Below are 21,981 nucleotides of genomic sequence, written 5' to 3'. Positions count from 1 at the left end.
CTGGTCCTGTGTTTGCATCACGACAGCGTGTTGTCAGGAATACTTGGCCGCCCCTATCAAACAATATTCAACTATCTGAAAACTGACACTAATCCTGTTACTGAACTTGTCCGCCGAGGCCGCCGTGAGGCAGAATCCTCGGCTTCAGTTTCAAGGAAGACCCCATGATTGCCTCATTGCAGAGCGCTGCGTTGCAAATTCGCCAGGCTGTCCGTGTCGCCACAGAAGGGCTGGTGGGACGTGAGCAACTGGCCGAGTTGATTGTCCTGGCTGCAGTTGCCCAGGAGCACATTCTGGTGATCGGCCCGCCGGGTACTGCCAAGAGCGCTGTGGTGCGGCGTGTGGCCCAATCCATGGGCGGACGTTATTTCGAATACCTGCTGGGGCGCTTTACCGAACCTTCCGAACTGTTCGGTGCGGTGGACCTCAAGAAGTTGCGCGAAGGCACCGTCGAGACCGATGTCAGTGGCATGCTCCCTGAGGCCGACATCGTGTTTCTCGACGAGGTCTTTCTGGGATCTACAGCCATCCTCAATACGTTGCTGGGCGTGCTCAACGAGCGGCGCTTTCGCCGCGGTCATACGCAGATCCAGTGCCCGTTGCGCGTCTGCGTCGGTGCGGCAAATGGCTTGCCCGACGACGAGGCACTGGCAGCGTTCGGTGACCGCTTCCTGTTGCACCTGTTCGTTGAATCAGTCCCTGACAATCAGTTGGAGGCCATGTTGGCGGGTGGCTGGCAGTCGGAGCAGCGTCCGGTTCAGCAGTTATTGGGCTTGAGCCAGCTGGACACTCTGGGACAGGCGCTGAAACAGGTTGATCTGACTCAGGTTCGGTCCTCACTGGCTCGCGCAATCCGGCGTCTGCGTGAGGCCGGTATCCAGCTCTCGGACCGCCGCATCGTCAAGTCTCAGCGACTGATCGCGGCAGCCGCATTGCTGGGCGGGCGCCTTGAGGCCAGTGATGCAGACCTGTGGCCGCTGCTGTATGTGTTGCCGACCAAGGAAATTCAGCAGCACGGTCGCGAAGTCCTGCGTGACATTTTTGCGCAGTCCAGCAACAGTCATTTGTTCAGTGCAGTAGAGGAGGCGACCCTGCAGCCGATGTCGCGGCTCAGCCGTCTGCTGGAAACGGCCGAGGACTACCTGGCCCGGAGCGAAACACCGGCCAGCCCTTTGCTTGAAGGCTTGCTTCGCGAGATCGATGCCAACTTCAACACCCAGACCATACCGGCACGCTTGCAGGAAGTCCGTGGGCAACTGGCCCAGTTGCTGTCGACCTCGGCGTGAGTGGCTACGCAAAGACCTGGAGTTGGCGGCCTCGTCTGACTCCAGCCGAACCCCGGGCTGCCGTCGCGTGGGGCGAGGCAGCACGGCGTTTGCACGCACGGCTGTCCTTGATGCCGACCGAGCAGGCAGGACGCCTGCAAGTCACAGCCAATCGCGATGTGATGGTAGTGTCCGGTGCTGTCGGCGAATTGCCATGGGTCGATGGCGTGGAGTACGCAGCAGTGGATGAGCGAGCGCCTGGCCTTTGGTTGCCCACCAGTTGGGAGCCCGATGTGCCGATTGATCTGCTCGGGCAGGCGTTGTCGTCCAGTTTTTCGCGCTCCCCCCTGCTGCTGTGGCGTGAGCCGTCCGCTGTGGTGCCCCTCGATCGTCAACTTCCGGTTACGTCTCAGCATTTGCTGATCATCCAGGATTATTGGGCGCAACGCTGATGCAATTACCTGAAGGTCTTCAACCCTGGCGCCAGTGGCTGGAATGGTTTGCCCCCGAGCATTTGCCCATGTTCGCCGACCTGCTGGGGCGTCTGAATCCAATGCTCGGCCCGTTGCGCGGGCAACAGCAAGGCGGGGTGCCCGAACCCGACGGCCTGGGTGACCTGCAGCGCCGAGGTCCCTATGAGCGCTTACTTTCCAGCGAATGGTTGTTGGCCGATGAAGTGCCCGATGAGTTCTTGCGGCGAGCTGCAGCCGGCGAGCACCTGTTTGTCGCACCGCAATGCCGCGCCCGGCAAGCAAACCGGCTGATAGTGGTTCTGTTTGATGCCGGTCCCTTGCAGTTGGGCGCTGCACGACTGGTTCACCTTGCGTTACTGATATTGCTTGGACGACGCGCCCAGGAAGCGGGTGCCGAGCTACGCTGGGGCATTCTGCAGCAGGCACCTGAACTCCATGAACTCGATACACCGGCACAGCTCAGGCGTTTGCTTGACGCCCGTACCTATGAAGTGGCGAGTGACGAGCACTGGCAGACCTGGAGTGAATGGCTTACCGAACAGCAACATGACGCCGGAGAGTGCTGGGTCGTCGGGCAGCGTCTGCCCAGGACCGACGGCAAGCTCTGTACCCACCGGGCTCAAGTGCATCGCAGTCTGGACGGGGAAAACCTGTCCTTTGAGTTGCAAAGTTCCAGCCCCCGACGTGTCTCGCTGCCCATCCCGGACGAACAACTGGCCCTGCAGCTACTGAAAGGTCAATTCACCGGGGAAACCATTGAGGCTCCCGTACTTAAAGGCAGTGTGCCGCGGGTATCGCTGACCTCGCTGCCGGTCATTGCAAGCGCGGGCACCCACATCGCCATGAAAATGCTTGATGAGCCCGGCGTGGTGTTGATCAAGCTGCCAGCAGACGGGCAAAAAAAACCGCTCGAAATTCGCCGTCAGTTGTGGAACCCGGCGTGGAACCCTCTCAGCATCACATTCATGCACAACAAACTCGGAGGCGTGCTGAGTAACCATCAGCAACTGTCATTCTGGAACATGTCAGGACTGGTTCCTGTCCTCAAACCGGAGCCGGAGGAGTTGAAGTTACCGCCCGGCACGGCCAGCTTTCTGCCCATCGTCTGGTTGCGCAACAGCATTACAGGCCGGCTTTTTTTGCTGGATAACCACGGGCATCTGGCTTTTTGGGCGATAGCAACGTCGCGTTCGCCCGCCAAACCCAGGTCAGGCATCACTCATTACCTGGCGGACAACGTGCTGGGCCTGGCCAAAGTCGACAAGGATCGGGCAGCCTACATTCGCAGTGATGCCGGACGTCTGTACGCTCACTCGATCAATGCTGAGGGCGTGGTGTCACCCGGTTACGTGGTGGGCGACGCTCATGGCGTCACTCAGGTGCTGTTTGCCAGCGGCAAGCAATGGCAAAGTGGCTTTGGCGGCTGTGCGTTGGTTACTGTCACGCCTGAAGGCGAGCGCTGGCAACTGGTCGCGGCCCCGAATGCCTCGGTGCGGACGCAGACCCTTCATCTGTCCAGTGGCTGGAAAGGAATCGGTGTGTGGCAGCAAGAGGGCGACGATTACTCTTCGTTGGTTGTGTACAGTTCCAGGCGGCAATCCGTCACGCTACGAAGTGGTAATGGCCAATCGCGTGTGTTGTTCACGACCTCTAACCCCATCGCCAAAATCAGCTTTTGCCCTGTAAGCGGCCTTATCGCTGCCTTGACCAATACCACCCGTGAATTGTTGGTTTATTCGTTGCCACTCAATGCTTTTCGCCTGCAGATATTCTGCAATGAAACATCGGACGAACACAGGAAAGGCACGGATGCTTGAGCATGATTCGACACTGATTCGCCGTCCGGTGCTGGTCGGTCATCAGCACATTGAAGGGGTATGGTTCTCCCACGAAAGGTTTGATGAACAGGAGCGAGCAAGACTTATCCTCGATCAATGGCAGACCGGGTCGAGCGTCTATCGTTTCGCCGACGGCGATCTGTTGCAGTTCCGCCACCCCCAATCCGTGATGTGTGAAACCCAGGTGGGCTGGCCGCTGATACGGCAAGGCGACGCGCTGTGCTCGGCTCTCCTGACCCCGCAGGAAGCGCGCAGCCTGCCCGCAGCCGATGTCTGGCTGGTGCGTGCCAGCCACGTCAGCGCGTTGCAATTGCGCGATGCCAAACTAATCACGCCAGGGCAATGGATCGATGTCAGCGGCTACACCTTGCTGGATACCTACGACTGTCGCCTGGCGCTGCCGGAGCCGGTTGTCGAAGCGCCTGCTGTTGCGTCCGACGTGCGCGAGATCCTCGGCGGTGTGCTGCGGCCTGTCAGCCCTGAGCGGGACGAAATCATGAAGGCGCTGCTGGAACGCAAAGGCAGCGCGCCTGAAAAAATCTCTGATCAGGCTGCCGATAGGCCAGTGGACAACCCGTGGAAGAGCCCCGAGGTGGCATCGCTACCCTGGCTGAAGCTCGGCATCAGCGGGATATTGGTTGCCGCTTTTATCTGGATGGCTGTTCACGATAAAAAGGGTCAAACCATGTCGCCGTCGGCGGCAGATTCCCCGGATGTCGGCGCAGTGATTCTGGGAATCCTGATCAGCGCAACGTTGTTTACTCTGTTGCTGTTGGGGGTTCGCCGTTTTCTTGCTGGCCAGCCCTCCAGGGGGTATGGGGTGCCTCAATCCCGGAGCCAGCCGGGGATTGCACCGCGCGCCATGCCCACGAAGCCCAAGGTCAATCGATGGCGTCGCTGGCTGACACGCCTGACACTTCGCTCACCGCTTTCTGCGCTCTATGGCAAACGCCAGGCAGAGTACATGCGACGCATGATGGAAATGTTCGAAAACGGCGACCTGGAAGAAGCCCTGCGCCACGCCATTCCACTGGACGGTGGCCAGAGCACGGGGGAGCAGGCATTTGGGACTCCGCAACGGCGTCAGGAGCTTGTTGTAGGTGAGCGTTCCGGACCTGCCAACGCGATGCTTTTTGAAGATGACCTTAAAGACCGCCTCAAGCACTTATACCGGAAGTCGTTTGAAAGGCTCGACCGGGAAGGCCGTGTTGAAGAAGCAGTGTTCGTTCTGGCCGAGCTACTGAAAGAGCGCCAGGAAGCGCTCGACTATCTGGAAAAGCACGAGCGGTACCAACAAGCCGCCGACCTGGCGCTGACGTGGGACATGCCCGCAGCCGTGATCGTGCGCTTACTGTGCCTAGCCGGTAACTGGCAGCGGGCGGTGCTGGTGGCTCGTCGTGACGACGCGTTTGCTGATGCCGTGATGATGCTTGAGCAAAAACAGCCTGACAGTGCCCGGCGCTTGCGACTTGAATGGGCCGAATCGTTGATCGGCAAAGGTCTCTGGATGCAGGCTGTCGACGCCATCTGGAGTTTGCCTGGCGAGCGTGGCCGGGCGGCTCAATGGCTGCTTGATGCGGAGGCTGCTGGTGGACGCCTTGCCATCAGGGCACTGGTCAAACGAGCGATTCTGTTGCCTGACACGCTGGTGGCCTACGGGGAATGGGTGGAGCAACTTCGCGATGATCCTCAGCGCTTCGCTGAGCGTGCCGCCCTGGCCGAGGCATTATTGCAGCACCAGAGTCACGCAAAAGCGCTGGCATGGCTGACCGGCGCGACGATACACGCGATCGTTGCGGATGAAGCAGGCGGACAAGGGCGGCTGACCCATAACCAGCTGCAGGCGCTGGTCATCATGAGCAAGGACAAACTGCTCCAGGCTGACCTGCCTGGCAAAGCGCTGCCTCGCCGGGGTAAACAGCCTCTGGACAGCGTTGATACGACGCTTGAATGGTCAGCACCCGCCATGGGCAGCAGGGCCATACTGGATGCCGTGACACTGGAAGACTCGCGTTACTTGCTGGCATTGGGCGAGGCGGGTGCAGTGGTCGTCGATGCGTCCGGCAAGCGCCTTTTTCACTTTTCAGTACCGGCGCAAGCCATCGTGATGGCCCACAGCCAACAAGTGGCGCTGGTGCTGGTTCGCCGAAGCGAAGCCTGGAGGATCAGCAAGCTGGATCTGGTTAATCGCACCGCAACGGATCTGGGCGTTCATAAGTTCGACGTATTCGCCAGGATCTTCAACGGTTCGTCCTGGACCATTGGGCAAAACCGGCAACTGCGAGTGGTCGACGTGGATCGAGGGTTTGAAACACTGTGGCATGTCAGTGATCTGCCAGGCCGTATTCTGGGCCTGAAGGACGATGCTCATGGCGAATACCTTTGGCTCTCCGACCCGGAGTCGGGCAGTGAACTGTGGCATTACCGATTGCCTGATCGTCGCCTGATGAGTCGCGAACCTGCCTCGAAGACCGTCTTTGATGACGGCCGTCAGTTGTTCAGTGCATCCAGTGACGTCGCCGAATTTCGCATCAAGCGTGAAAGAGAAGATGATCCCGTCCTTGTGATCGAACAGCGTGGCAGCCGCAAGGGCTATCGCTTGCCTGGGTGTATTGAAGGGTTTGAAGACGACCCTGTTGAAGTACTCCTGCTTGAACACTGGCTGCTCATCGGTTATCTCGTTTCGCTTGATGACACCCGCTGGCAGTTCATCCACCGGGGTAGCGACCGCCTTTGCGCAACGCTGCAATGGCCTCGACCCGAAGTGAGGACACGCCTTTCAGGTGCCGACTGGCTCATGTTTGATGATCAGGGGCGGCTGAGTCATATCAATGCCGAAGAGGGGACTCAGCGTAATTTGACGATTAACTGAGGCTGGATCGGGTGTTTACAAGGCTTGTGCGGGAGTCCGGTTAAGCCCGGTTGTAAGCAGTGTTCTCCGGGGTGTTGCAGGACAATCAAGTTTGTCCACTCCCAGTCGATAACGCTGCTAGAGAGGGCGCTGATGCGTGGAGCCCTCGACTCTAACAACTACAAGCCTGAGTACTCCCAATGTCCCAGTTCCTTAATCTGAAGCTCAAATCAAAGCTGCTGTTTGCTTTTGGTCTATGCGCGGTCATCACGGTCGGTGTTGCGGCGCTGGGGTACAGCGGGATCTCAAGCATCTACGGCCTGTTGCAGAGCACGGTCAGCAACAACCTGGTATCGATTCAGAAAACCGATTCGGTTAAAGCCAACGTGATTGCCACCCACCGGGACATGTTCAGAGCCATCAATCTGGCTTTGCGCAAAGCCGCGCCGGAAGACATCAACGCTGTCGTTGTATCCTTCAAGGACAACCAGGCCGAGGCTGAGCAACAATTCAAGATCTACCGCGCCACTCCCCTCGAAGCTGACGAGCGTGCTGCCGGTGATGACTTCGAGCGGGACTGGCCAGCGTACATCGCAGCCGCAGAAAACGTCTTTTCGCTGCTGAAAAGTGGCGACGTCGACCAAGCCGCCAGGCTTGCTGATTCCAACGCAACACCGGCATATCGCAAGACCATTGGCGAAGTCAAAATCATGATCGAGTCCAATGCCCGGCAAGCGCTTGACGTGGCTACCGCAGGGAACGATACCAACCATCAAGTGACGTGGGCGCTGATTATTGGTGGGCTTGTTGCAGCCGCGGCCGCCATCGCTCTGGGCCTGTTTGTCACCCGCATGATTACCCGACCGCTTTATCAGTCCGTGGAAAGTGCCACCCGCATTGCTCAGGGCGACCTGACCAAAGAGATCACATCGAACAGCGAGGATGAAACCGGGCAACTGCTCAAAGCGCTGTCCAACATGCAAAAAGACCTCAAAGGCACCGTGCAGCAGATCGCCGATGCATCCGACCAGTTGGCTTCGGCTGCCGAAGAATTGACCGCCGTGACCGAAGACAGCACACGTGGCCTGGTTCGTCAGAATGACGAGATTCAGCAAGCCGCGACTGCGGTAAACGAGATGACCGCCGCAGTGGAAGAGGTTGCCCGTAATGCGGTCAGCACCTCACAGGTGTCGACCCAGACCGCAGAAGATGCGATCAAAGGCCAGCATCAAGTGCAGCAGGCGGTAACGGCGATGAACACCATGGCAGGGGACATCAACGATTCCACGCAGCGTGTCGAAACCCTGGCCGGTCAGATTCGTGACATCACCAAGGTGCTGGACGTGATTCGCGGTATTGCTGAGCAGACCAATCTCTTGGCTCTCAACGCCGCCATCGAGGCCGCTCGCGCCGGTGAACAGGGTCGAGGTTTCGCCGTTGTCGCCGACGAAGTCCGGGCACTGGCACACCGCACTCAAGCCTCCACTGGCGAAATCGAAGCGATGATCAAGGTCGTACGCGCAGGCGCTGACGAGGCCGTACAGTCGATGAGCAAAAGCCAGTCGATGGCTCAAAGCACGCAGTCGCTGGCGACTGAAGCGGGCCTGGCACTGGAGCGAATCAGCGCAGGTGTCAGCGAGATTAACGAACGCAACCTGGTGATCGCCAGCGCAGCCGAAGAACAGGCTCAGGTAGCCCGCGAAGTCGATCGCAACCTGGTGAACATCCAGGACCTGTCGACCCAGACATCCGCCGGTGCAAACCAGACCAACGCTTCGAGTCAGGAATTGTCGCGTCTGGCGATTTCGTTCAATACGTTAGTGGGCAAGTTCAAGCTTTGATGTCTTAGCACCTGGATATCGATGGGTAACGCAGCGGCTCAGCCAGTGAGCCGCCTGCGACCATCGGTTTCTTCCCAGTCGATCAATACAACGTATCAGCAATACGCCCCGGCAATGCCTTGTCATACGCATCGCCATCGATTTCGGCAGCCGAGATTTCCTTCAATATTTTCCCGGCAGTCGGCAGCCTACTTCTCTCCACGTGACGCGTTGCATCCCAAAGTCCCGCTCTGATAACAGCACGGCTGCACTGGAAGTAAACACTGGTAACGGTGATCCGCAGCACCGATTTGGGCAGTTGGCCGTTCACGGCGAAACGCGCCAGCAACTCCGGGATCACTGATATCTGTGCCGTGCCGTTGACCCGCAATGTCTCCCCGACCCCGGGTATGAGAAAAAGGAGTGCAACCCTGGGATCAGTGACGATATTGCGTAGGGTATCGATTCGGTTGTTACCGCGCCGATCGGGCAAATAAAGCGTTTTGCTGTCTTCGATATGAACAAACCCTGCCTGATCGCCACGTGGCGATGCGTCAAGTCCATCGGGGCCTGACGAAGCAAGAATCGCAAAGGGTGCCGACTCGATGAAAGGTCGGTAGGCGGGGTGAATATGATCCACCTCCTTGATCATCGAGGGGCGGGCAATTGCGCCGTACAGCTTTTCCAGCGCTTCTGTCGTGGTCACGTACTCGTTGCTGTCCAGTTCCATAGTCATTTCTTTCTACCGTCTTGTTCTGGTTGTTATGTCTGTACTGATGCCGGGTTACCCGTGTTGAGTTTGAGCTATTTTGATGAAGGAAATGCGCTGCTGACAGTCTTGGGTTTCAGCCGCATGCCTCTTGAAAGTGCCAGGCCAGAGGGCGGTTGCTTTGCCCGGACAGGAAGTTAACGCCTATGCGTTCCTCGACACCCATCATATCCGTCCTGTCATCGACCACGTGTACCCATTCGAGCAGGCGCGGGAAGCCTAAGAGCATTTGGCTCGCGGGCCGTTCGGCAAGGTTGTGATCAAAACGCTGCACAAGGTGCGTGGCGTTCGCAAGGTGACGCCCTGCGTTTATCGGCCATTCTGGCAGTTCATTGTTTGGCCAATGCAAACAGTCATTTAGCGAACTGCCCGTTTATCCGTCACCCGCCCAAACCTACAGTTGGCACCTGCAAAGCCAACTGAAGGAATGACCCAATGACTGTCCGCGACGTAGTAACCCCGCCTGACCGCCATGCACTTTACGAGCTGCACCGCTATTCCCCTGCGATCCGCAGCAACGGCCTGCTGTTCGTCTCTGGTCAGGTCGGCAGCAGGGCCGATGGTTCACCGGAGCCAGAACTGGATGCCCAAGTGCGCCTTGCGTTTCAGAACCTCAACGCGATTCTTGCTGCGGCGGGCTGTAGCTTCAATGACGTGATCGATGTGACAGTGTTCATGGTCGACCCGCAAACCCATTTCGAGCGTGCCTGGGCTGTGGTGGCGGAATACTGGGGCGAGGCGCCATATCCGACTGCGACTGCGGTGGGTGTCACCTGGTTGTCTGGATTTCAGTTTGAAATCAAGGTAATTGCCAAGCTGCCCGAAGGCGCTTGAAGGCGATTGAAGGGAAGTCCTGCGCTGACTTTCTCGCCTGTACGCAGACCAAAATTACTGATTCGCTTTCAAAAAACGGCGGTCATGGTCTGCTGTCGGAACTCGGCTGGAGTCATACCTGCCGAACAAACGATAGCGATTCAGGGCGATTTTGTCGTACATCCAGTCCCGCAGGATTTGCGGGATGACGCGTGCAACTGTCATCCAGCGCCACGGTGCGTTCAAGCGCTCGAGGATCTCAAACATCGCCTGGGAGCGTATGGACACCTTGTTGTTCGAGATGAGCACAATGGTATTGAATTTGTCCTGAGGCAATCCGGCCCAGCCCAGCAATGCCTGGCCTTCCAGTGACTGCACCGCAGCCAGCTGAAGTCGGTGAGCCTGATCATGACGGATCACGAATCGTGCCCAACCGTTGCACAGTTTGCAGGTTCCGTCGAACAGCACCACCGTGTCGTCTGGATTCAGGAAAGGGGCAGGGACGCTCGCTTTCACACTCATTGGGTCGACTGCTGCGCAGTTCGAAGCGTGATGCGGGTCAGCTCCGACGGTATACCCAGTCGCAACGCAAATCCGGGCCACAGGGCGGTGCCGTTGTTGACGTAAAGCTGCATCCCGCCGACGTCATAAAAGCCGGAGACAAAACCCTCATTCGCCAAGGCGATCACCCGTTCAAGCCCCAGGATCATGCCGCCGTGGGTATGACCGGACAGCTGAACAGCCACGCCCTGGCTTGCGGAGAATTCTGCGTTTCTGGGCTGGTGGTCGAGCAGGATGATGGGTGTGTCTTTTGGCGAGCCTTGCAGCGCCTGCTTCAGGTCTGGCGCGGGGAAGCCGGTTTTAGGTGCTGTTACGTCCGTAACGCCCGCCAATACAATCTGCGCGCCGTTGCGTTTGATCAGCGTATGGCTGTTCGCAAGCGGGATCATCCCCAATGAAACGAAATGCTGCATCCAGGCTTGATTGTCGAAGAAGTATTCATGGTTGCCGGGAATGACGTAAACACCGTCGGGAGCACGAAGATCACGCAGTGCGTCAATATCTCGGGTCCTGTCACGGATCGAACCGTCGATCAGGTCGCCTGTGACGACGATCAGATCGACACCCAGACCGTTCGAGTCTTTCACCACCGCTCGTGTCCACGGCTCGTCAAACAGACGACTGATATGCAAGTCCGTCAGTTGCAGGATCTTGTAGCCATCGAATTGTGGGGGAAGGTTGTTGATCGCTATCTCGATATCCTTGACGGGCGGAACCCGTATCGCCTGGTTCACACCGAGTGCGGCCAGCAAGAACGCCGCAATACCGAATCCATAACGCAGGTTGGCTGGAATAGTCAGTCTTTGCCGCCGAACGAGCATCGTCAGCAGCGCTATCAGGTCAACAATGATCTGGCCTACCGCGATGAGCAGAATCGAGCCAAAGGCCCAGTTGAACAGCATCACGACAGTTCGCGGGAATTCCGGGGAGAACACGCTGCCGGACGAAAACCGGGAATACAGGTGATATTGCGAGGCGAGCACCAGCAGCAGCGCGACAGCGATTTTCGCCTGCAACTTCCATGGCATCGGCAGGATGAAACGGACGATGACATACAGGCATGGCAGGCTGAACATGACGTGAAACATTAAACGCGTTTCCTTTGGCTGTGTTCGTTGCTGGATGTAGTGCGCCCTTGCGCGGTGATCCGGCAGCGTCATCCCAATCCATGTCTACAGGCAACGCACCTTATCAGTTCCAGCCGAAAATCGTAGGGCGGTATAGGCCTGTTACAGGCATGCCACTGGATTGAAATGAATCCTTTAGGAGCGCACGAGCACCGCGAGGCCGCGATGGCGTTCCGTCTGATACATCGGTATCGCGGCCTCGCGGTGCTCGTGCGCTCCTACAGGTCAGGTGTCAGAAAGCGCGTTGTCATGGTCACTGGATCGGTTCATACGCCTTGCGCGCAGCCTCGTATCGGTAATCAGTCACTGATTCGGGCTGATTACCGGCGGCAGGCACCGTCACTCGCAGTAACGGGAGGTCACTGTCTTTCTGCACAATAAACGCGAGCTTACCGGTCGTGTCGGCACAGGGGATGGCTCCGGCCGAGTCAGGGCCGCAATTGGCCTCGTTATTGAAACCGGCTTCGAGGGTTGCCAGGTAACGCCACCGCTTGTCGTCGGTGTTCGACAGGTCATGGGGATTGAACAGCAGGATTTCGATCGTTCGCATACGCTCCCCGGACACCAGATACCAGGTCGGCAGTGCCAGCAGCATGTCACCCGATGGGGTATTCCATGTCTGAGGTTCACGTTCTGTGTCGACTTCGTTGCCTCGTTCGCTGCCGCCGAATTCGCCTATCCAGGGCTCCACGCCTTGCAGCAACCACGGCGACTTGCTGCCGGGTTGGCTGGTGACAAACGTGGCATGCGCCATGGTTACTTTGGTATCCGGCGCAGGAAAGTCATTCTCGAGTTCGGCACCGTATTTGTCCGGTGTCTCCCAGACAAACCCTGTGTAATAAAGCGTTCCGTTCAGTTCGAACTGAAAACCGTACCAGTAATTGATCCAGCTGCCGTTGACCGTCGGGTATGACAAATCACCGTTGCCATCGACCCTGCTGATGTAATACATGATGCTGTCGGGGCGCGGTGGCTTTAACTGTAGAGCCGCTCCTGTGGCAGGATCCCTCGCGATGGGCGCAGGCTCCGCGGGTGCGGCGCCGTCGTTATGTGCCAATGCCGATGTCCCTGCCGCCAGTGCTGCCAGAGCGAGAATCAGTGGAATGGTTTTGATGAACATTGGATGTCCTTGGCTTGAGAACGCGTACTGGTTTCAACAGCATGTTTTGTTCAAAACAAGTTTCATGGCTTGCGTCCGCTGCCAATCATCAAGAGTGAAAGCACAGTCAGAAAGATTACGAATATTGGTAATGCAAAGCTGAAAGGTGCAGCCTCGGAATAAGCCATAAGCTGCGTAATCATGAGTCCAGGCTCAGCGGTTGGAGGACTGACCCCGGCGCCTAAATAGGACAGTGTTGCTAAAGCCAGAATGGCTGAGGCAGCACCAGATGCGGAGAAGGTCATGAGTCTTGATGACAACTCAGGCCATACATGTCGGCGTATTACGTAGAGTGCACCGTGCCCCTGCTGGCGGCTGTCTGCCACGTCCGGCGAAGCCAGCACCGTGCGCGAAAGTGCGCGTGTCATACGGAAGCATTCAGTCCATAGCACCAGTGCGATAGCGCCATATACCGCCAGAAGATTTCCCGGAAATATAACGACGATCAGTAGCACCAACAGCAATCGGGGCAGGGCCAGAAACACTTCGGCCAGCAGGCTGAGGCATTTATCTATGACGCCGCCTGTCCAGCCAGCGAGAACGCCCAGCAATATTCCGGGTACTGCGGCTGTGATGACACTAAAAACAGCGAACCCTAGCGATAAGCCTACAGCGGCGGCTAGCCGCGCTAGCATGTCACGGCCCAGTTCGTCTGTGCCCAGGGGATGTCCATGCACGGGACCTGACAGCAGCGCTGTGCGATCCATGTCCACACTGCTTACCCCCCAGATCAAGGGTACCAACACGGCAAACAGTATCAGCGCTGCGAGAATGGAGAATCCAATGATGCGAGGCAGGGCATGCGTCCTTGGAGAGTTGCTCTGGATAGCGGCTTCGTGGCTCATGAGTTTCTCCGACGAGAATCGATGGAGTGGTTTACCAGGTCAACAATGGTCTTGAGGAGCACGAACATCAGGCCGATAGCCAAAGCGCTACCCTGCATCATTCGTGAGTCGCGTTCGGCGATAGCGCGCACCAGTTCCATGCCGATTCCAGGCCAGGCAAAAACTGTCTCAACGACGATGATGCCTTCCATCAGATACACGAGTTGAGCGCCGAGAGCGGTGACTATCGGGCCCCTTATGTCGCGCAATCCGTGCTGCCTGAATACTGTGAATGTGCTGAGTCCTTCGTGTCGTCCGGACGCGTAATGGGGCGCCGAAGTAATTGCTAATGTGGCATCTCGCACGACACTTGAAGACACTGCTGCCAAGCCTAGAGCGAGGGTGACAGTTGTAAGGATTGAGTGAGCGAATGTGGCGTGCCCGTGAGGCGGAAGTACAGCCAGGGCCACTGCAAAGATCAATATAAAAAGGATGCCGAGGACAAATTGCGGGATTGCGCGTATCGCTGTGGTCATGGCCACGAGTGCGCGATCCACCCATCCACCCGCACGCAAGCCCGCAATGATCCCTAGCGGTGTCCCGATCAACAGGGAAAGTATCAGTGCGCCGACGGCCAGGGGAATTGAACGCCCCAAGCCTTGGATAACCGTATCTAGGACGGGTTGACCCGAGACCAACGAGTTGCCAAGTTCAAAGGTCAGCAGTTCACCTATCCGGCCGAAATAAAGCAACATGACTGACTGATCAGGCGGCAGACTTGCATCGCTCTGAACAATTATTGACATAAAAGTCAGTGCCGCGACCAGTAGTACAACCATTAAGGCCTGCAACAGGCGAAGGCTCAACAAGCGAATCATGCTGCGCACTCCCCGGCGAGATCAGGTTGAGGATTGCCAGTGGCATACACCCCACTGATGTAATGAATGATGCTGTGCTGATGAGACGGCTTTAACGGTAGAGCCGCTCCGGTGGCCTGATCTTTCGCGACAGCCATCCATCCGCCGACGGGGTTGGCACGGGTGGTATTAATAAGCATTGGATGTCCATGTCTTGAGAATACGGAAGTCTGCTCGGCCCAGGCTCTAGCAAACGGTGCTTATGGCAATCACAGCTCTGCGGTGACCCGCAGTTGAAGGGTGCGGTGCCATGCACCTTTCACCTGGAAGTCTTCTGAATGCATAAAGTAAATCAACGGCCACTATTTGAAATAGTACACCTGTACTATGTTTGCGTTACTCGGGAAGTGTTAGGTTCACCCCATCAATCGGTTGCAGTAATTGCCTGTTACAAGTTTGCGACCTATTGGAAATCTTGATTTACAACGCGCGCCAAGTTCACAGTAGAACTACTGAAAGAGGAGCGTTCTTTCTTGAACGGCATATTGAAAGTCTCGGCGGCCGGTTTTTTGATCGCATCAGCAGCGTGCATGACAGTGCCCAGTATGACCGCAGACACGGCGGTTCAGAACAAGCCAGGCAACAACTCTGCTCAACCGAGTGCCGCCGAACTTGAAGTCATATTGAAAGGCGTGATGAATTCGGCGTATGGCGCTGGTCATTACGACGCATCGCGAAAATGCTGGAAACACTCCTTTCAGTCAGGCCAGGACTCGTTGGATTACTGCATGGTCGGCACTGTTTCCAGCGTCGTGACTACCAAAAGCGGCAGTACTGTTTATGTGCAAGCCCACAGTGATCCTGAAGCTGAAATATATTCTCAGGTTGATCCCGGGCTTGAAGGGCTTTTTGTGGCGGATATGGACGCTAACCAGAACCTGAAACTACGGGCCTCCAGATCGGCAATTGACAAAGGGCAGGCGGGCGATTGCGGATGCCTTGATGCCCGAGTCGTTCAGGTCGGGCCTGATCGATATGGCTGGCTGTCCACCACTGGCGGTTTATGGCAGGGTGTGCAAGTGACGCGTTATTCACTTGAGGTTCCAATGGGCGAGGAAATTCGCGATGTTTCGGCGATGCCTCAGGTAAGTGAGCGCTCGCCGGATGAAACCAGTGAACTGAAGATCAAGACTGACAGTGGCGCGACAGCAGGAATGTACCCGCTGGAACTCGTCCGCAAACGAGGTGGCAAAGTCTTCGATACGCGCCTAGTGCATTACGAGGAAGCTGAACGGAGTTACCCGTGGGCTCCATGAGCCATGCCCGCCAATGCTTCACCCAGCAGCTATTCGCGGTGTGACACTGCGATACATCAACCCAATGCAGGCGTCGCGTAACCCACGTCCTGCATCTGGTTCATTTTGAAACTCAGCAGTAATGAGCGAAGTTCAGCAGGTCGCACGGGCTTGGACAGTATCGGGATATCCGGATCGTTGAGTGATTGCTGGACATGCTGTAGCTCATGACCGGTAATTACGATCGCTGGTATCCGTCGGCCGTGCAGTTCGCGCAGATAAGCGATGCTGTCGGCACCGGTCGCGGTGCGATCAAGATCGAAGTCGGTGACGACAAGGTCACAATCCACGCGGTTCTGGGGGATCGCTGAAGCGGTCTGAACATCGCAGCCCCATTTACGCAGCAACATCGCGGTCGCTTGCAGAACGTTGTGGTTGTCTTCAATCAGCAACACACGCAAGCCACCGAGCAGGCGTTTGTTCCAGTCGATATCAGGCGCTGGGGCAACCACGTTGGCGGGTACGATAGGTAAGCCATTAATGATCACGGATGTGCCGCGATCCGGGCGAGACTTGATGCTGAGCTGAAGTTTCAAGAGTCGGGCGATACGGCTGACAATACTCAACCCCAGGCCGACCCCCTCGATGTCTTGATCGCGTTTCTCGCGAACCCGATAAAACTCATTGCACAAGTGCGGCAGGTGTTCCGCCGATATCCCACGGCCCAAGTCATAAACACCAATGCTCAGCTTGCCTTTATGCTGTCGGCAGCCAATCAGCACAGGTTTGTCTGGCGCATATTTGAACGCGTTTGAAAGCAGATTCTGCACCAGCGTGCGTAATAACGCGGCGTCACAGCGAACATGTTGACGGCATGGTCGCAGTCGGACTTCAACGCCTGCCCAGTTGGCCGCTTCACTGTTCTGACTCACCAGATTGCTCAGTAACGCGTCGACATCGATGGTTTCCAGATGCGGCTTCATATCACCCTGATTGAGGGTGTAGATATCCAGCAACGAGCGGAAAAGTTGCTCAACGGCGCTCAAGGCCCTGTCAATGTTGTCGACCAGCCGCCGCTCATCATTGCCAAGTTGCCCGTCACGCAGGCAGGCGGTGAACAAACTGATGGAGTGAATCGGCTGCCGCAGATCGTGACTGGCCTGTGCCAGAAAGCGTGACTTGGCTTCATTCGCCGCCTGTGTTTCCTCAAGTGCAATGTGCAGACGCGAGAGCAGGAAATAAACGAATAACGGCAGCACCAGCATCGTCAGAATCATCATCACCGCAACGGCAGGGTGTTCCTGCAGGAAAGGGGTGAGCTGGATGATCAGTGCAAGGGAGGCCAGGGCAAATCCGGTGGCCAGCAACAGGTACGTGCGCCCGTAGCGCATGCCGTAGCCCACCGTCATGCTCAACATCACCGAATAGACGGGCAGCATGGCTTCGCCTCCAACGGTAATCGTGACGATGCCGGCCATGTTGTCGACCACCAGGGCAAACATCCTGCGCTGAGTGGAAGCGCCGGGCTTTTGCGCGATACGTATGATCAATCCTGTATTGACGAGACCGAAGGCAAAACAATAACCCAGAATCACCCACATCCGCGTGGCCGTGACGTCGTCCATGCTATAGGCGATGAGTGTGTACAGCGCGGAGGTAGCAATCACCGCCATGCGCAATAAAGCCTGGATCATCTCCAGGTCTTTGCATTTGGTGAGTATCGATATCATTGACATCGCAGCGCCTTATCCTGGAATTAGCCGAAAGATTGCCAGGCTGGATCAAATAATGCGGTTATAACACCGGACTCTTTTGTCCTCCCCAAAAGGGCGGTCCATATGTTTTGGTTGCCATGCATAAACAGGGCGGACACTGGTCGTCTGAAACGTAAGGCCGACGTGGCGTCAGCCTGCGTTACTTGATGACCAGGCTGGAAAACTGCGCCGCAGCGGCTGAGCGTGTCGGTACGCCCAGTACCTTGAGCAGACTGGATACATGGATGCGCACGGTAAAGGGTGACACACCCAGTTCCTTGGCGATTTCCTTGTTGGTTTTTCCAGAGGCCACCAGACTCAGTACCTGTTTCTGGCGAGCTGTCAGGTGGCTGAGAATCTTCACATCGGCATCGTTGAGGATCGAACCGCCGGGTTTGTATTTGACGATAATCTCACCTTCGCGAATGGCGAGGATGGATTCGGCAATTTCCTGAGGATCGATGTTCTTGCCGATAAAACCGTCCGCGCCATGCGACATGACGAGGGAGATGGTCTCCAGATCATCGACCATGGACACCACTATGATGGACGTGCGTTTGAACTCCGCGCGCAGTTCGGCGATGACCTGCATCGAACTCAAACCGGGAAAATGTAGATCCAGAAACAACGTATCAACTTCAGTGCCGGACCGGGCCAATGCCAGCACTTCATCGAGATTGCTGGCTTGCTCAATGATCGACCCGGGCAGCAGTCGCTCGATGGTCCGAAACATACCTTCACGAAACAGCGGGTGGTCGTCAGCCACGATAATTCTGCACGACATTCGTCTGTCTCCGTAATTCAAGGGAGCATCATACATACGAGGACACGATCTGTATCAAAAGTGATACGCAGTCAGAGTGTGGTTTCGTCGCAAAGTTGCAATGAGGAGGGAACTTTTCAGACAAAAATTTGTGTGCGTTTAGTCTGCGCAGGAAACGGGAAGGGTAGCAGTTGTTCCAGGAGGCAGTAGACGGGGGGAGATTCAGCGAGGGCGGAAATTCAAAATCTAGAAGCATGAGTCGGTGAGCATAGAACAGCTGGCTCTCTACAAACTAATATTTTCTGAAAACCGGATCAGTGCACGCTGAATAGATAACGCAGCATGGCGAGCCGATTTCATCATCTGACACCGATCATTGATAGTCAGCTGCGCTAGAAACGCTGCGCTGTTTGGAAGAACGCCGTCACAATCCATGTGACGGCGTTCGGCGTTGCATCCTTACTCGGCCTTCACTGCGTACGTCGGGCCCCATGCCGAATCGCCCTGGACTTCACGAGCCTTGATCTGGATTGGACGATAAGTAAGCCCTTTCAGGGTTTCCGCCAGTTTTGGCATGCCCCAGTCCGCAGGGTTGTCGGCTTTTCTGACTTCTTCGAGTTCACCAAGCATTTGCACCAGAGAGACTTGTTTAAGCTCGCAACGCATCTGCTCCTGATTCGTCTGCTTGCAGCTTTTATCTTTGAAAGTTGCGGCGGGTGGTTCTGCGAAGAAGCCATCGATCAGAATGACCTCACCGGCGGCGATATCAAATGCGGCAAATTCCTTGTTCAGCTCGACCTTGACCGACCGGGCTTCAAGGGTGTTCTGCTGAATGCTGGGCACCCAGCCAGCTTCGGAGGTTTGTTGTTTGACGTCGTAGGATGATTTCCCCCAAATGGTGCATTCATTGTTAACAACGCGCCTTGAGGTGCAGTAATCCTCCTGAACTGTCTGATTGCGGTAGCTTGCGTCCTCCCATTTCTGACCGCGCTCGAACTCGTCGATGGTAAAGGATTTGAGCATCGCATGGCCTAGAGGGGATGGACTGATATTGCGCCCACCGGGGGTTTCGAAACCACGCGTTCGCGGCAAGTTGTAGCTCACGCCGCTAATCGAGTAATTGCTAGGATCGACCAGATAAATCATGTACATCGTCCGCCCGAAAACCACCTGGAAGTAAGCGTGTTTAGGGTCGTTCTCGTCGCCGCGATTTTTGGTGTCGTACCCCACCTTGAATGTAGAAGAGGGACGCGAAGTATTCGTCCACTCGGTGGTGCCCGAGCGCATCCTCAGGAAATTGGCGACCGAGTCGCTATTCTGAAAGTCAATTACGAAGATGTGCCGGAGCAAACAGGTTCGTACCAGGATGTTGACTCAGGTCGGCCCGTCATTGTGCACACCTACGACTATAAACGCGTGAATCACTACTGCACGGTCAATCTCCAGGTCGACACTCGAAATATCATCAGCGAAGCGAAGGCGGTGGGTTCGGGATGCACACGGATGTCGAAGAGTTGGTATTTCGGTAGCTGACACAGGTCTCAACTGCTCGCAATGAATGACGCCTCAGAACTTGTTGAAGAACGGTTCGGTGCAATCGGTGCCCCTGACGAAACATTGCGCCCCGGAGGCATCTTGGCATTCTCGCAGTGCAGTTCGTTTCGCAATGTCCGCGGTTTCAGCAGTGATGATCTTGCCGCCCGTACGACCTTTGGCCGCCTGAACCACGGCCACACATTGATTTTTATAAGTCATGTTGACCTTGCAGTCCGAATTCCCAAAGTCCGCACAGATTTTTATTGCTTCAGCTTCGGCGTCTTTTTTTGAAAATTTCCCGGTACTGCTGCCGATATCACCGTTTTCCGAACTGGCGATCGCCCCCCAGGTTTTGATCCATTCACCTGTTGGCCTGGGAGCGGCGTTCACTTCTGCCTGAGGATCATCCGGTATGCATTGGATGTTTCCCGCCTGGACTCCGATTGGGCATCGCGTTTGGCCCATGGCGGTGGCAGAGATAATCGAGCCAAGCAGGAATACACACGAGAAAGAACGGAGCATTTAATAAACCTCGAATGGCTAGCTTTTGGACGTTGTCAGCCCAGGCTGCTGCTACTTAGAATTTCTCGAAAACGGGGGCTGAGCATTCTGTTAACAAAACCGTGCAAGTCGCATTTGTATTTTTTTCACATTCCTCGACTGCGAGATCTGCGGCCTTTTCCCTGGGGCCTGTCACGGTCGCTGATTGCCCTGATTCGGCTCGGGCCACCGAGATGCATTGATTATAGAAATAATGCTTTGCCACACACTTGCCTGCACCAAACGCTTCGCACCGTGCGACAGCCTCTGCGGCAGCATCGGATTTGGATAGCTTGCCTGAGGCCAGTCCAATGTCACCCGAAGTGTTTGCGGAAAGAGCGCCCCAGGTTTTGATCCATTTTCCCGTTGGCTGAGGCGGTGAAGAATCACCTCTCGATGTACCCGAATCAGGTCCGCACTGCGGGCTCCCTGGTGCTACGCCGCCTGGGCAGGCTGTTTGTCCGAATACAGCAGGTGACGCAAGCAGGGCGAGGAGTACGTAGTGCCTGAAGCTTTGCATGCTGGAAGCTCTTTTTGAGGTGTTGATGCCTGTCCTGAACGTGGTATCTATCTACAACCTGTACAATCGAGCGCTTGATAAAATGGCGCAGGCAGTGAAATTCGGCTAAACAGCTTTGTTGCAACAGGTATGGCAATGGAGTCGCAGCCATGAACCTATCGTGAAGTCAGTGAACCCGATAAAACATAGTACATGTGTGCTATTGAAAGCCGGGCTGGCCTCCAAGAATAATGTCCGGCAGTTGCTTCTTCGCTTTATGCCCAATCTTGTGTGAGCACCAATAAAATTTTATTCGGCATTCCCGTGCCCCATTGCTCAGGGAGCTGACGTTGCGCGGTATGGACTTAGCGTTTAATTCGCATAAAAAACAGGGTGCTTTCATGCGCGGGACCAGTGACAAGCTGTTTGGAAGCGCGCCGGTGCGTTGTGTGATGGCGCTGATGTTTACCTTTGCCTCGGTGACGACGGCTTGCGCCGAGTCATCTTCTGCACTCACGGAGCCCGTGGGTGGCTGGCGTTACAACGGCCTTCTGGATCGAAGTGAAGCCCCGCGAGTCGCGTATCCCACACCTCCCATCGACCGCGGCGGACAGCGCAGTCGCACCATGATCGAGGGCCAGATCAAGGCCCTTGGCAAACAACGCGGCCCCAATGTCCTCTCGGTCAACGGCAACCCTTTGAACCTTTATACGGATGAGCAGGGGCGCTTTGCCCGGCCATATGCCTTTGGTGCAGGCTCCAACAGTGTCGAGGTGCGCAGCGCCGAAGGAAAATCCCTCAAACGCGTGCAGTTCTACGAAGCCAACAACCAGCGCACGCCAGCACGCATTCGTGTCGTGCTGGGCTGGGATGATCCAAATGCCGAGCTCGACTTGCACATCGTTACGCCCGACGGCCAGCACGCGTTCTTCGCCCATCCAGTGCTGACCAACGGCGGCGGTCTGGATACCGACAGCGTGGATGGACCTGGCCCCGAGATGTTCACCATGACTGCGCCGTTGCAGGGCACCTACCTGATTTACGTGAATTATTGGGGCAACTACAGCAGTGGCGGCGGTTACAACTTCGATGAGGCCAGTAACGAAAAAGAAGTGATCACTTCGCAGATAAACCTGGTGCTCAACGAAAACACTGTCAATGAAAAACGCGAGACATTCATCGTGCCTTTGCGTGGCATCGGTGACCTGCTCTTGGTCAAGACATTCAACTATTGATC

At 56.3% G+C, this 21,981-nt stretch carries 20 protein-coding genes; 8 read left to right on the top strand and 12 right to left on the bottom strand.

Annotated elements, in window-relative coordinates; translation table 11 throughout:
• Window positions 1-164 precede the first annotated feature (164 nt).
• The 5 genes from CKW31_RS07425 (at window position 165) to CKW31_RS07405 (ending at window position 8,268) form a co-directional block, all read left to right on the top strand.
• On the top strand, window positions 165-1,286 hold the full coding sequence (locus CKW31_RS07425) for an AAA family ATPase (protein ID WP_095093724.1): 1,122 nt from the start codon (window positions 165-167) through the stop codon (window positions 1,284-1,286).
• Complete coding sequence (locus tag CKW31_RS07420) at window positions 1,283-1,717, top strand: hypothetical protein (RefSeq protein ID WP_095093723.1); 435 nt, start codon at window positions 1,283-1,285, stop codon at window positions 1,715-1,717. Before CKW31_RS07425 ends, CKW31_RS07420 begins: the two co-directional genes overlap by 4 nt.
• A complete protein-coding gene (locus CKW31_RS07415) occupies window positions 1,717-3,555 on the top strand; it encodes a hypothetical protein (RefSeq protein ID WP_095093722.1) in 1,839 nt (612 codons plus the stop codon). Before CKW31_RS07420 ends, CKW31_RS07415 begins: the two co-directional genes overlap by 1 nt.
• Complete coding sequence (locus CKW31_RS07410) at window positions 3,548-6,448, top strand: bpX6 domain-containing protein (protein WP_095093721.1); 2,901 nt, start codon at window positions 3,548-3,550, stop codon at window positions 6,446-6,448. Before CKW31_RS07415 ends, CKW31_RS07410 begins: the two co-directional genes overlap by 8 nt.
• Window positions 6,449-6,627: 179 nt before the next feature.
• Window positions 6,628-8,268, top strand: a complete 1,641-nt coding sequence (locus tag CKW31_RS07405) for a methyl-accepting chemotaxis protein (protein ID WP_095093720.1) — start codon at window positions 6,628-6,630, stop codon at window positions 8,266-8,268.
• 82 nt (window positions 8,269-8,350) lie between these two features.
• On the opposite strand, the gene CKW31_RS07400 is transcribed toward CKW31_RS07405, so the two are convergent.
• Window positions 8,351-8,977: a pyridoxamine 5'-phosphate oxidase family protein gene (locus tag CKW31_RS07400; RefSeq protein ID WP_095093719.1), complete on the bottom strand. Its 627-nt coding sequence runs from the start codon at window positions 8,975-8,977 to the stop codon at window positions 8,351-8,353.
• Between the two features lie 474 nt (window positions 8,978-9,451).
• On the opposite strand from CKW31_RS07400, the gene CKW31_RS07395 reads away from it, so the two are divergent.
• Window positions 9,452-9,850, top strand: a complete 399-nt coding sequence (locus CKW31_RS07395; protein WP_095093718.1) for a RidA family protein — start codon at window positions 9,452-9,454, stop codon at window positions 9,848-9,850.
• Between the two features lie 54 nt (window positions 9,851-9,904).
• Here the strand turns inward: CKW31_RS07395 and CKW31_RS07390 are convergent, their stop codons facing one another.
• The 6 genes from CKW31_RS07390 to CKW31_RS07365 form a co-directional block, all read right to left on the bottom strand.
• A complete protein-coding gene (locus CKW31_RS07390) occupies window positions 9,905-10,351 on the bottom strand; it encodes a thiol-disulfide oxidoreductase DCC family protein (RefSeq protein WP_095093717.1) in 447 nt (148 codons plus the stop codon).
• Window positions 10,348-11,478, bottom strand: a complete 1,131-nt coding sequence (locus CKW31_RS07385; RefSeq protein ID WP_095093716.1) for a metallophosphoesterase — start codon at window positions 11,476-11,478, stop codon at window positions 10,348-10,350. The genes CKW31_RS07390 and CKW31_RS07385 overlap by 4 nt, the downstream gene beginning before the upstream one ends.
• A gap of 292 nt (window positions 11,479-11,770) precedes the next feature.
• Window positions 11,771-12,637 (bottom strand): hypothetical protein, encoded by an 867-nt coding sequence (locus CKW31_RS07380; protein WP_095093715.1) that lies wholly within the window; start codon window positions 12,635-12,637, stop codon window positions 11,771-11,773.
• 62 nt (window positions 12,638-12,699) lie between these two features.
• Window positions 12,700-13,521, bottom strand: a complete 822-nt coding sequence (locus CKW31_RS07375; protein WP_095093714.1) for an ABC transporter permease — start codon at window positions 13,519-13,521, stop codon at window positions 12,700-12,702.
• The gene (locus CKW31_RS07370; protein WP_095093713.1) at window positions 13,518-14,378 is read right to left on the bottom strand and encodes an ABC transporter permease; all 861 of its coding nucleotides are present in this window, start codon (window positions 14,376-14,378) and stop codon (window positions 13,518-13,520) included. Before CKW31_RS07370 ends, CKW31_RS07375 begins: the two co-directional genes overlap by 4 nt.
• Window positions 14,375-14,557 (bottom strand): hypothetical protein, encoded by a 183-nt coding sequence (locus CKW31_RS07365; protein ID WP_095093712.1) that lies wholly within the window; start codon window positions 14,555-14,557, stop codon window positions 14,375-14,377. The genes CKW31_RS07370 and CKW31_RS07365 overlap by 4 nt, the downstream gene beginning before the upstream one ends.
• 390 nt (window positions 14,558-14,947) lie before the next feature.
• Between CKW31_RS07365 and CKW31_RS07360 the strand changes: the two genes are divergently transcribed.
• Window positions 14,948-15,673: a hypothetical protein gene (locus CKW31_RS07360; protein WP_218192137.1), complete on the top strand. Its 726-nt coding sequence runs from the start codon at window positions 14,948-14,950 to the stop codon at window positions 15,671-15,673.
• 56 nt (window positions 15,674-15,729) lie between these two features.
• Here CKW31_RS07360 and CKW31_RS07355 read toward each other — a convergent pair whose 3' ends face one another.
• From CKW31_RS07355 to CKW31_RS30290, 5 genes are all read right to left on the bottom strand, one after another.
• Window positions 15,730-17,346: a hybrid sensor histidine kinase/response regulator gene (locus CKW31_RS07355; RefSeq protein ID WP_176469835.1), complete on the bottom strand. Its 1,617-nt coding sequence runs from the start codon at window positions 17,344-17,346 to the stop codon at window positions 15,730-15,732.
• Between the two features lie 220 nt (window positions 17,347-17,566).
• Entirely contained in the window at window positions 17,567-18,190 is a 624-nt protein-coding gene (locus tag CKW31_RS07350) for a response regulator transcription factor (RefSeq protein WP_095093711.1), read from the bottom strand.
• Between the two features lie 438 nt (window positions 18,191-18,628).
• A complete protein-coding gene (locus CKW31_RS07345) occupies window positions 18,629-19,315 on the bottom strand; it encodes a hypothetical protein (RefSeq protein ID WP_256582514.1) in 687 nt (228 codons plus the stop codon).
• Window positions 19,316-19,735: 420 nt separating this feature from the next.
• Window positions 19,736-20,227, bottom strand: a complete 492-nt coding sequence (locus CKW31_RS07340; protein ID WP_095093709.1) for a DUF4189 domain-containing protein — start codon at window positions 20,225-20,227, stop codon at window positions 19,736-19,738.
• 55 nt (window positions 20,228-20,282) lie between these two features.
• A complete protein-coding gene (locus CKW31_RS30290) occupies window positions 20,283-20,765 on the bottom strand; it encodes a DUF4189 domain-containing protein (RefSeq protein WP_095093708.1) in 483 nt (160 codons plus the stop codon).
• A gap of 431 nt (window positions 20,766-21,196) precedes the next feature.
• On the opposite strand from CKW31_RS30290, the gene CKW31_RS07330 reads away from it, so the two are divergent.
• On the top strand, window positions 21,197-21,979 hold the full coding sequence (locus CKW31_RS07330) for a YfaP family protein (protein WP_095093999.1): 783 nt from the start codon (window positions 21,197-21,199) through the stop codon (window positions 21,977-21,979).
• Window positions 21,980-21,981 lie beyond the last annotated feature (2 nt).

The organism is Pseudomonas sp. Irchel 3A5 (assembly GCF_900187575.1).
Classification (GTDB): Bacteria; Pseudomonadota; Gammaproteobacteria; order Pseudomonadales; family Pseudomonadaceae; genus Aquipseudomonas; species Aquipseudomonas folii.
This window is presented reverse-complemented; position numbering and strand designations above follow the sequence as displayed.

Bases quoted from the DNA above. Each gene is read 5' to 3' on its own strand.
- CKW31_RS07350 (WP_095093711.1), bottom strand. From the start codon at position 18,190: ATGTCGTGCAGAATTATCGTGGCTGACGACCACCCGCTGTTTCGTGAA.
- CKW31_RS07370 (WP_095093713.1), bottom strand. From the start codon at position 14,378: ATGATTCGCTTGTTGAGCCTTCGCCTGTTGCAGGCCTTAATGGTTGTA.
- CKW31_RS07375 (WP_095093714.1), bottom strand. From the start codon at position 13,521: ATGAGCCACGAAGCCGCTATCCAGAGCAACTCTCCAAGGACGCATGCC.
- CKW31_RS07410 (WP_095093721.1), top strand. From the start codon at position 3,548: ATGCTTGAGCATGATTCGACACTGATTCGCCGTCCGGTGCTGGTCGGT.
- CKW31_RS07395 (WP_095093718.1), top strand. From the start codon at position 9,452: ATGACTGTCCGCGACGTAGTAACCCCGCCTGACCGCCATGCACTTTAC.
- CKW31_RS07355 (WP_176469835.1), bottom strand. From the start codon at position 17,346: ATGATCCAGGCTTTATTGCGCATGGCGGTGATTGCTACCTCCGCGCTG.
- CKW31_RS07340 (WP_095093709.1), bottom strand. From the start codon at position 20,227: ATGCTCCGTTCTTTCTCGTGTGTATTCCTGCTTGGCTCGATTATCTCT.
- CKW31_RS07425 (WP_095093724.1), top strand. From the start codon at position 165: ATGATTGCCTCATTGCAGAGCGCTGCGTTGCAAATTCGCCAGGCTGTC.
- CKW31_RS07330 (WP_095093999.1), top strand. From the start codon at position 21,197: ATGGCGCTGATGTTTACCTTTGCCTCGGTGACGACGGCTTGCGCCGAG.
- CKW31_RS07390 (WP_095093717.1), bottom strand. From the start codon at position 10,351: ATGAGTGTGAAAGCGAGCGTCCCTGCCCCTTTCCTGAATCCAGACGAC.
- CKW31_RS07345 (WP_256582514.1), bottom strand. From the start codon at position 19,315: ATGATTTATCTGGTCGATCCTAGCAATTACTCGATTAGCGGCGTGAGC.
- CKW31_RS07400 (WP_095093719.1), bottom strand. From the start codon at position 8,977: ATGGAACTGGACAGCAACGAGTACGTGACCACGACAGAAGCGCTGGAA.
- CKW31_RS07415 (WP_095093722.1), top strand. From the start codon at position 1,717: ATGCAATTACCTGAAGGTCTTCAACCCTGGCGCCAGTGGCTGGAATGG.
- CKW31_RS07380 (WP_095093715.1), bottom strand. From the start codon at position 12,637: ATGTTCATCAAAACCATTCCACTGATTCTCGCTCTGGCAGCACTGGCG.
- CKW31_RS30290 (WP_095093708.1), bottom strand. From the start codon at position 20,765: ATGCAAAGCTTCAGGCACTACGTACTCCTCGCCCTGCTTGCGTCACCT.
- CKW31_RS07385 (WP_095093716.1), bottom strand. From the start codon at position 11,478: ATGTTTCACGTCATGTTCAGCCTGCCATGCCTGTATGTCATCGTCCGT.
- CKW31_RS07405 (WP_095093720.1), top strand. From the start codon at position 6,628: ATGTCCCAGTTCCTTAATCTGAAGCTCAAATCAAAGCTGCTGTTTGCT.
- CKW31_RS07360 (WP_218192137.1), top strand. From the start codon at position 14,948: ATGACAGTGCCCAGTATGACCGCAGACACGGCGGTTCAGAACAAGCCA.
- CKW31_RS07365 (WP_095093712.1), bottom strand. From the start codon at position 14,557: ATGCTTATTAATACCACCCGTGCCAACCCCGTCGGCGGATGGATGGCT.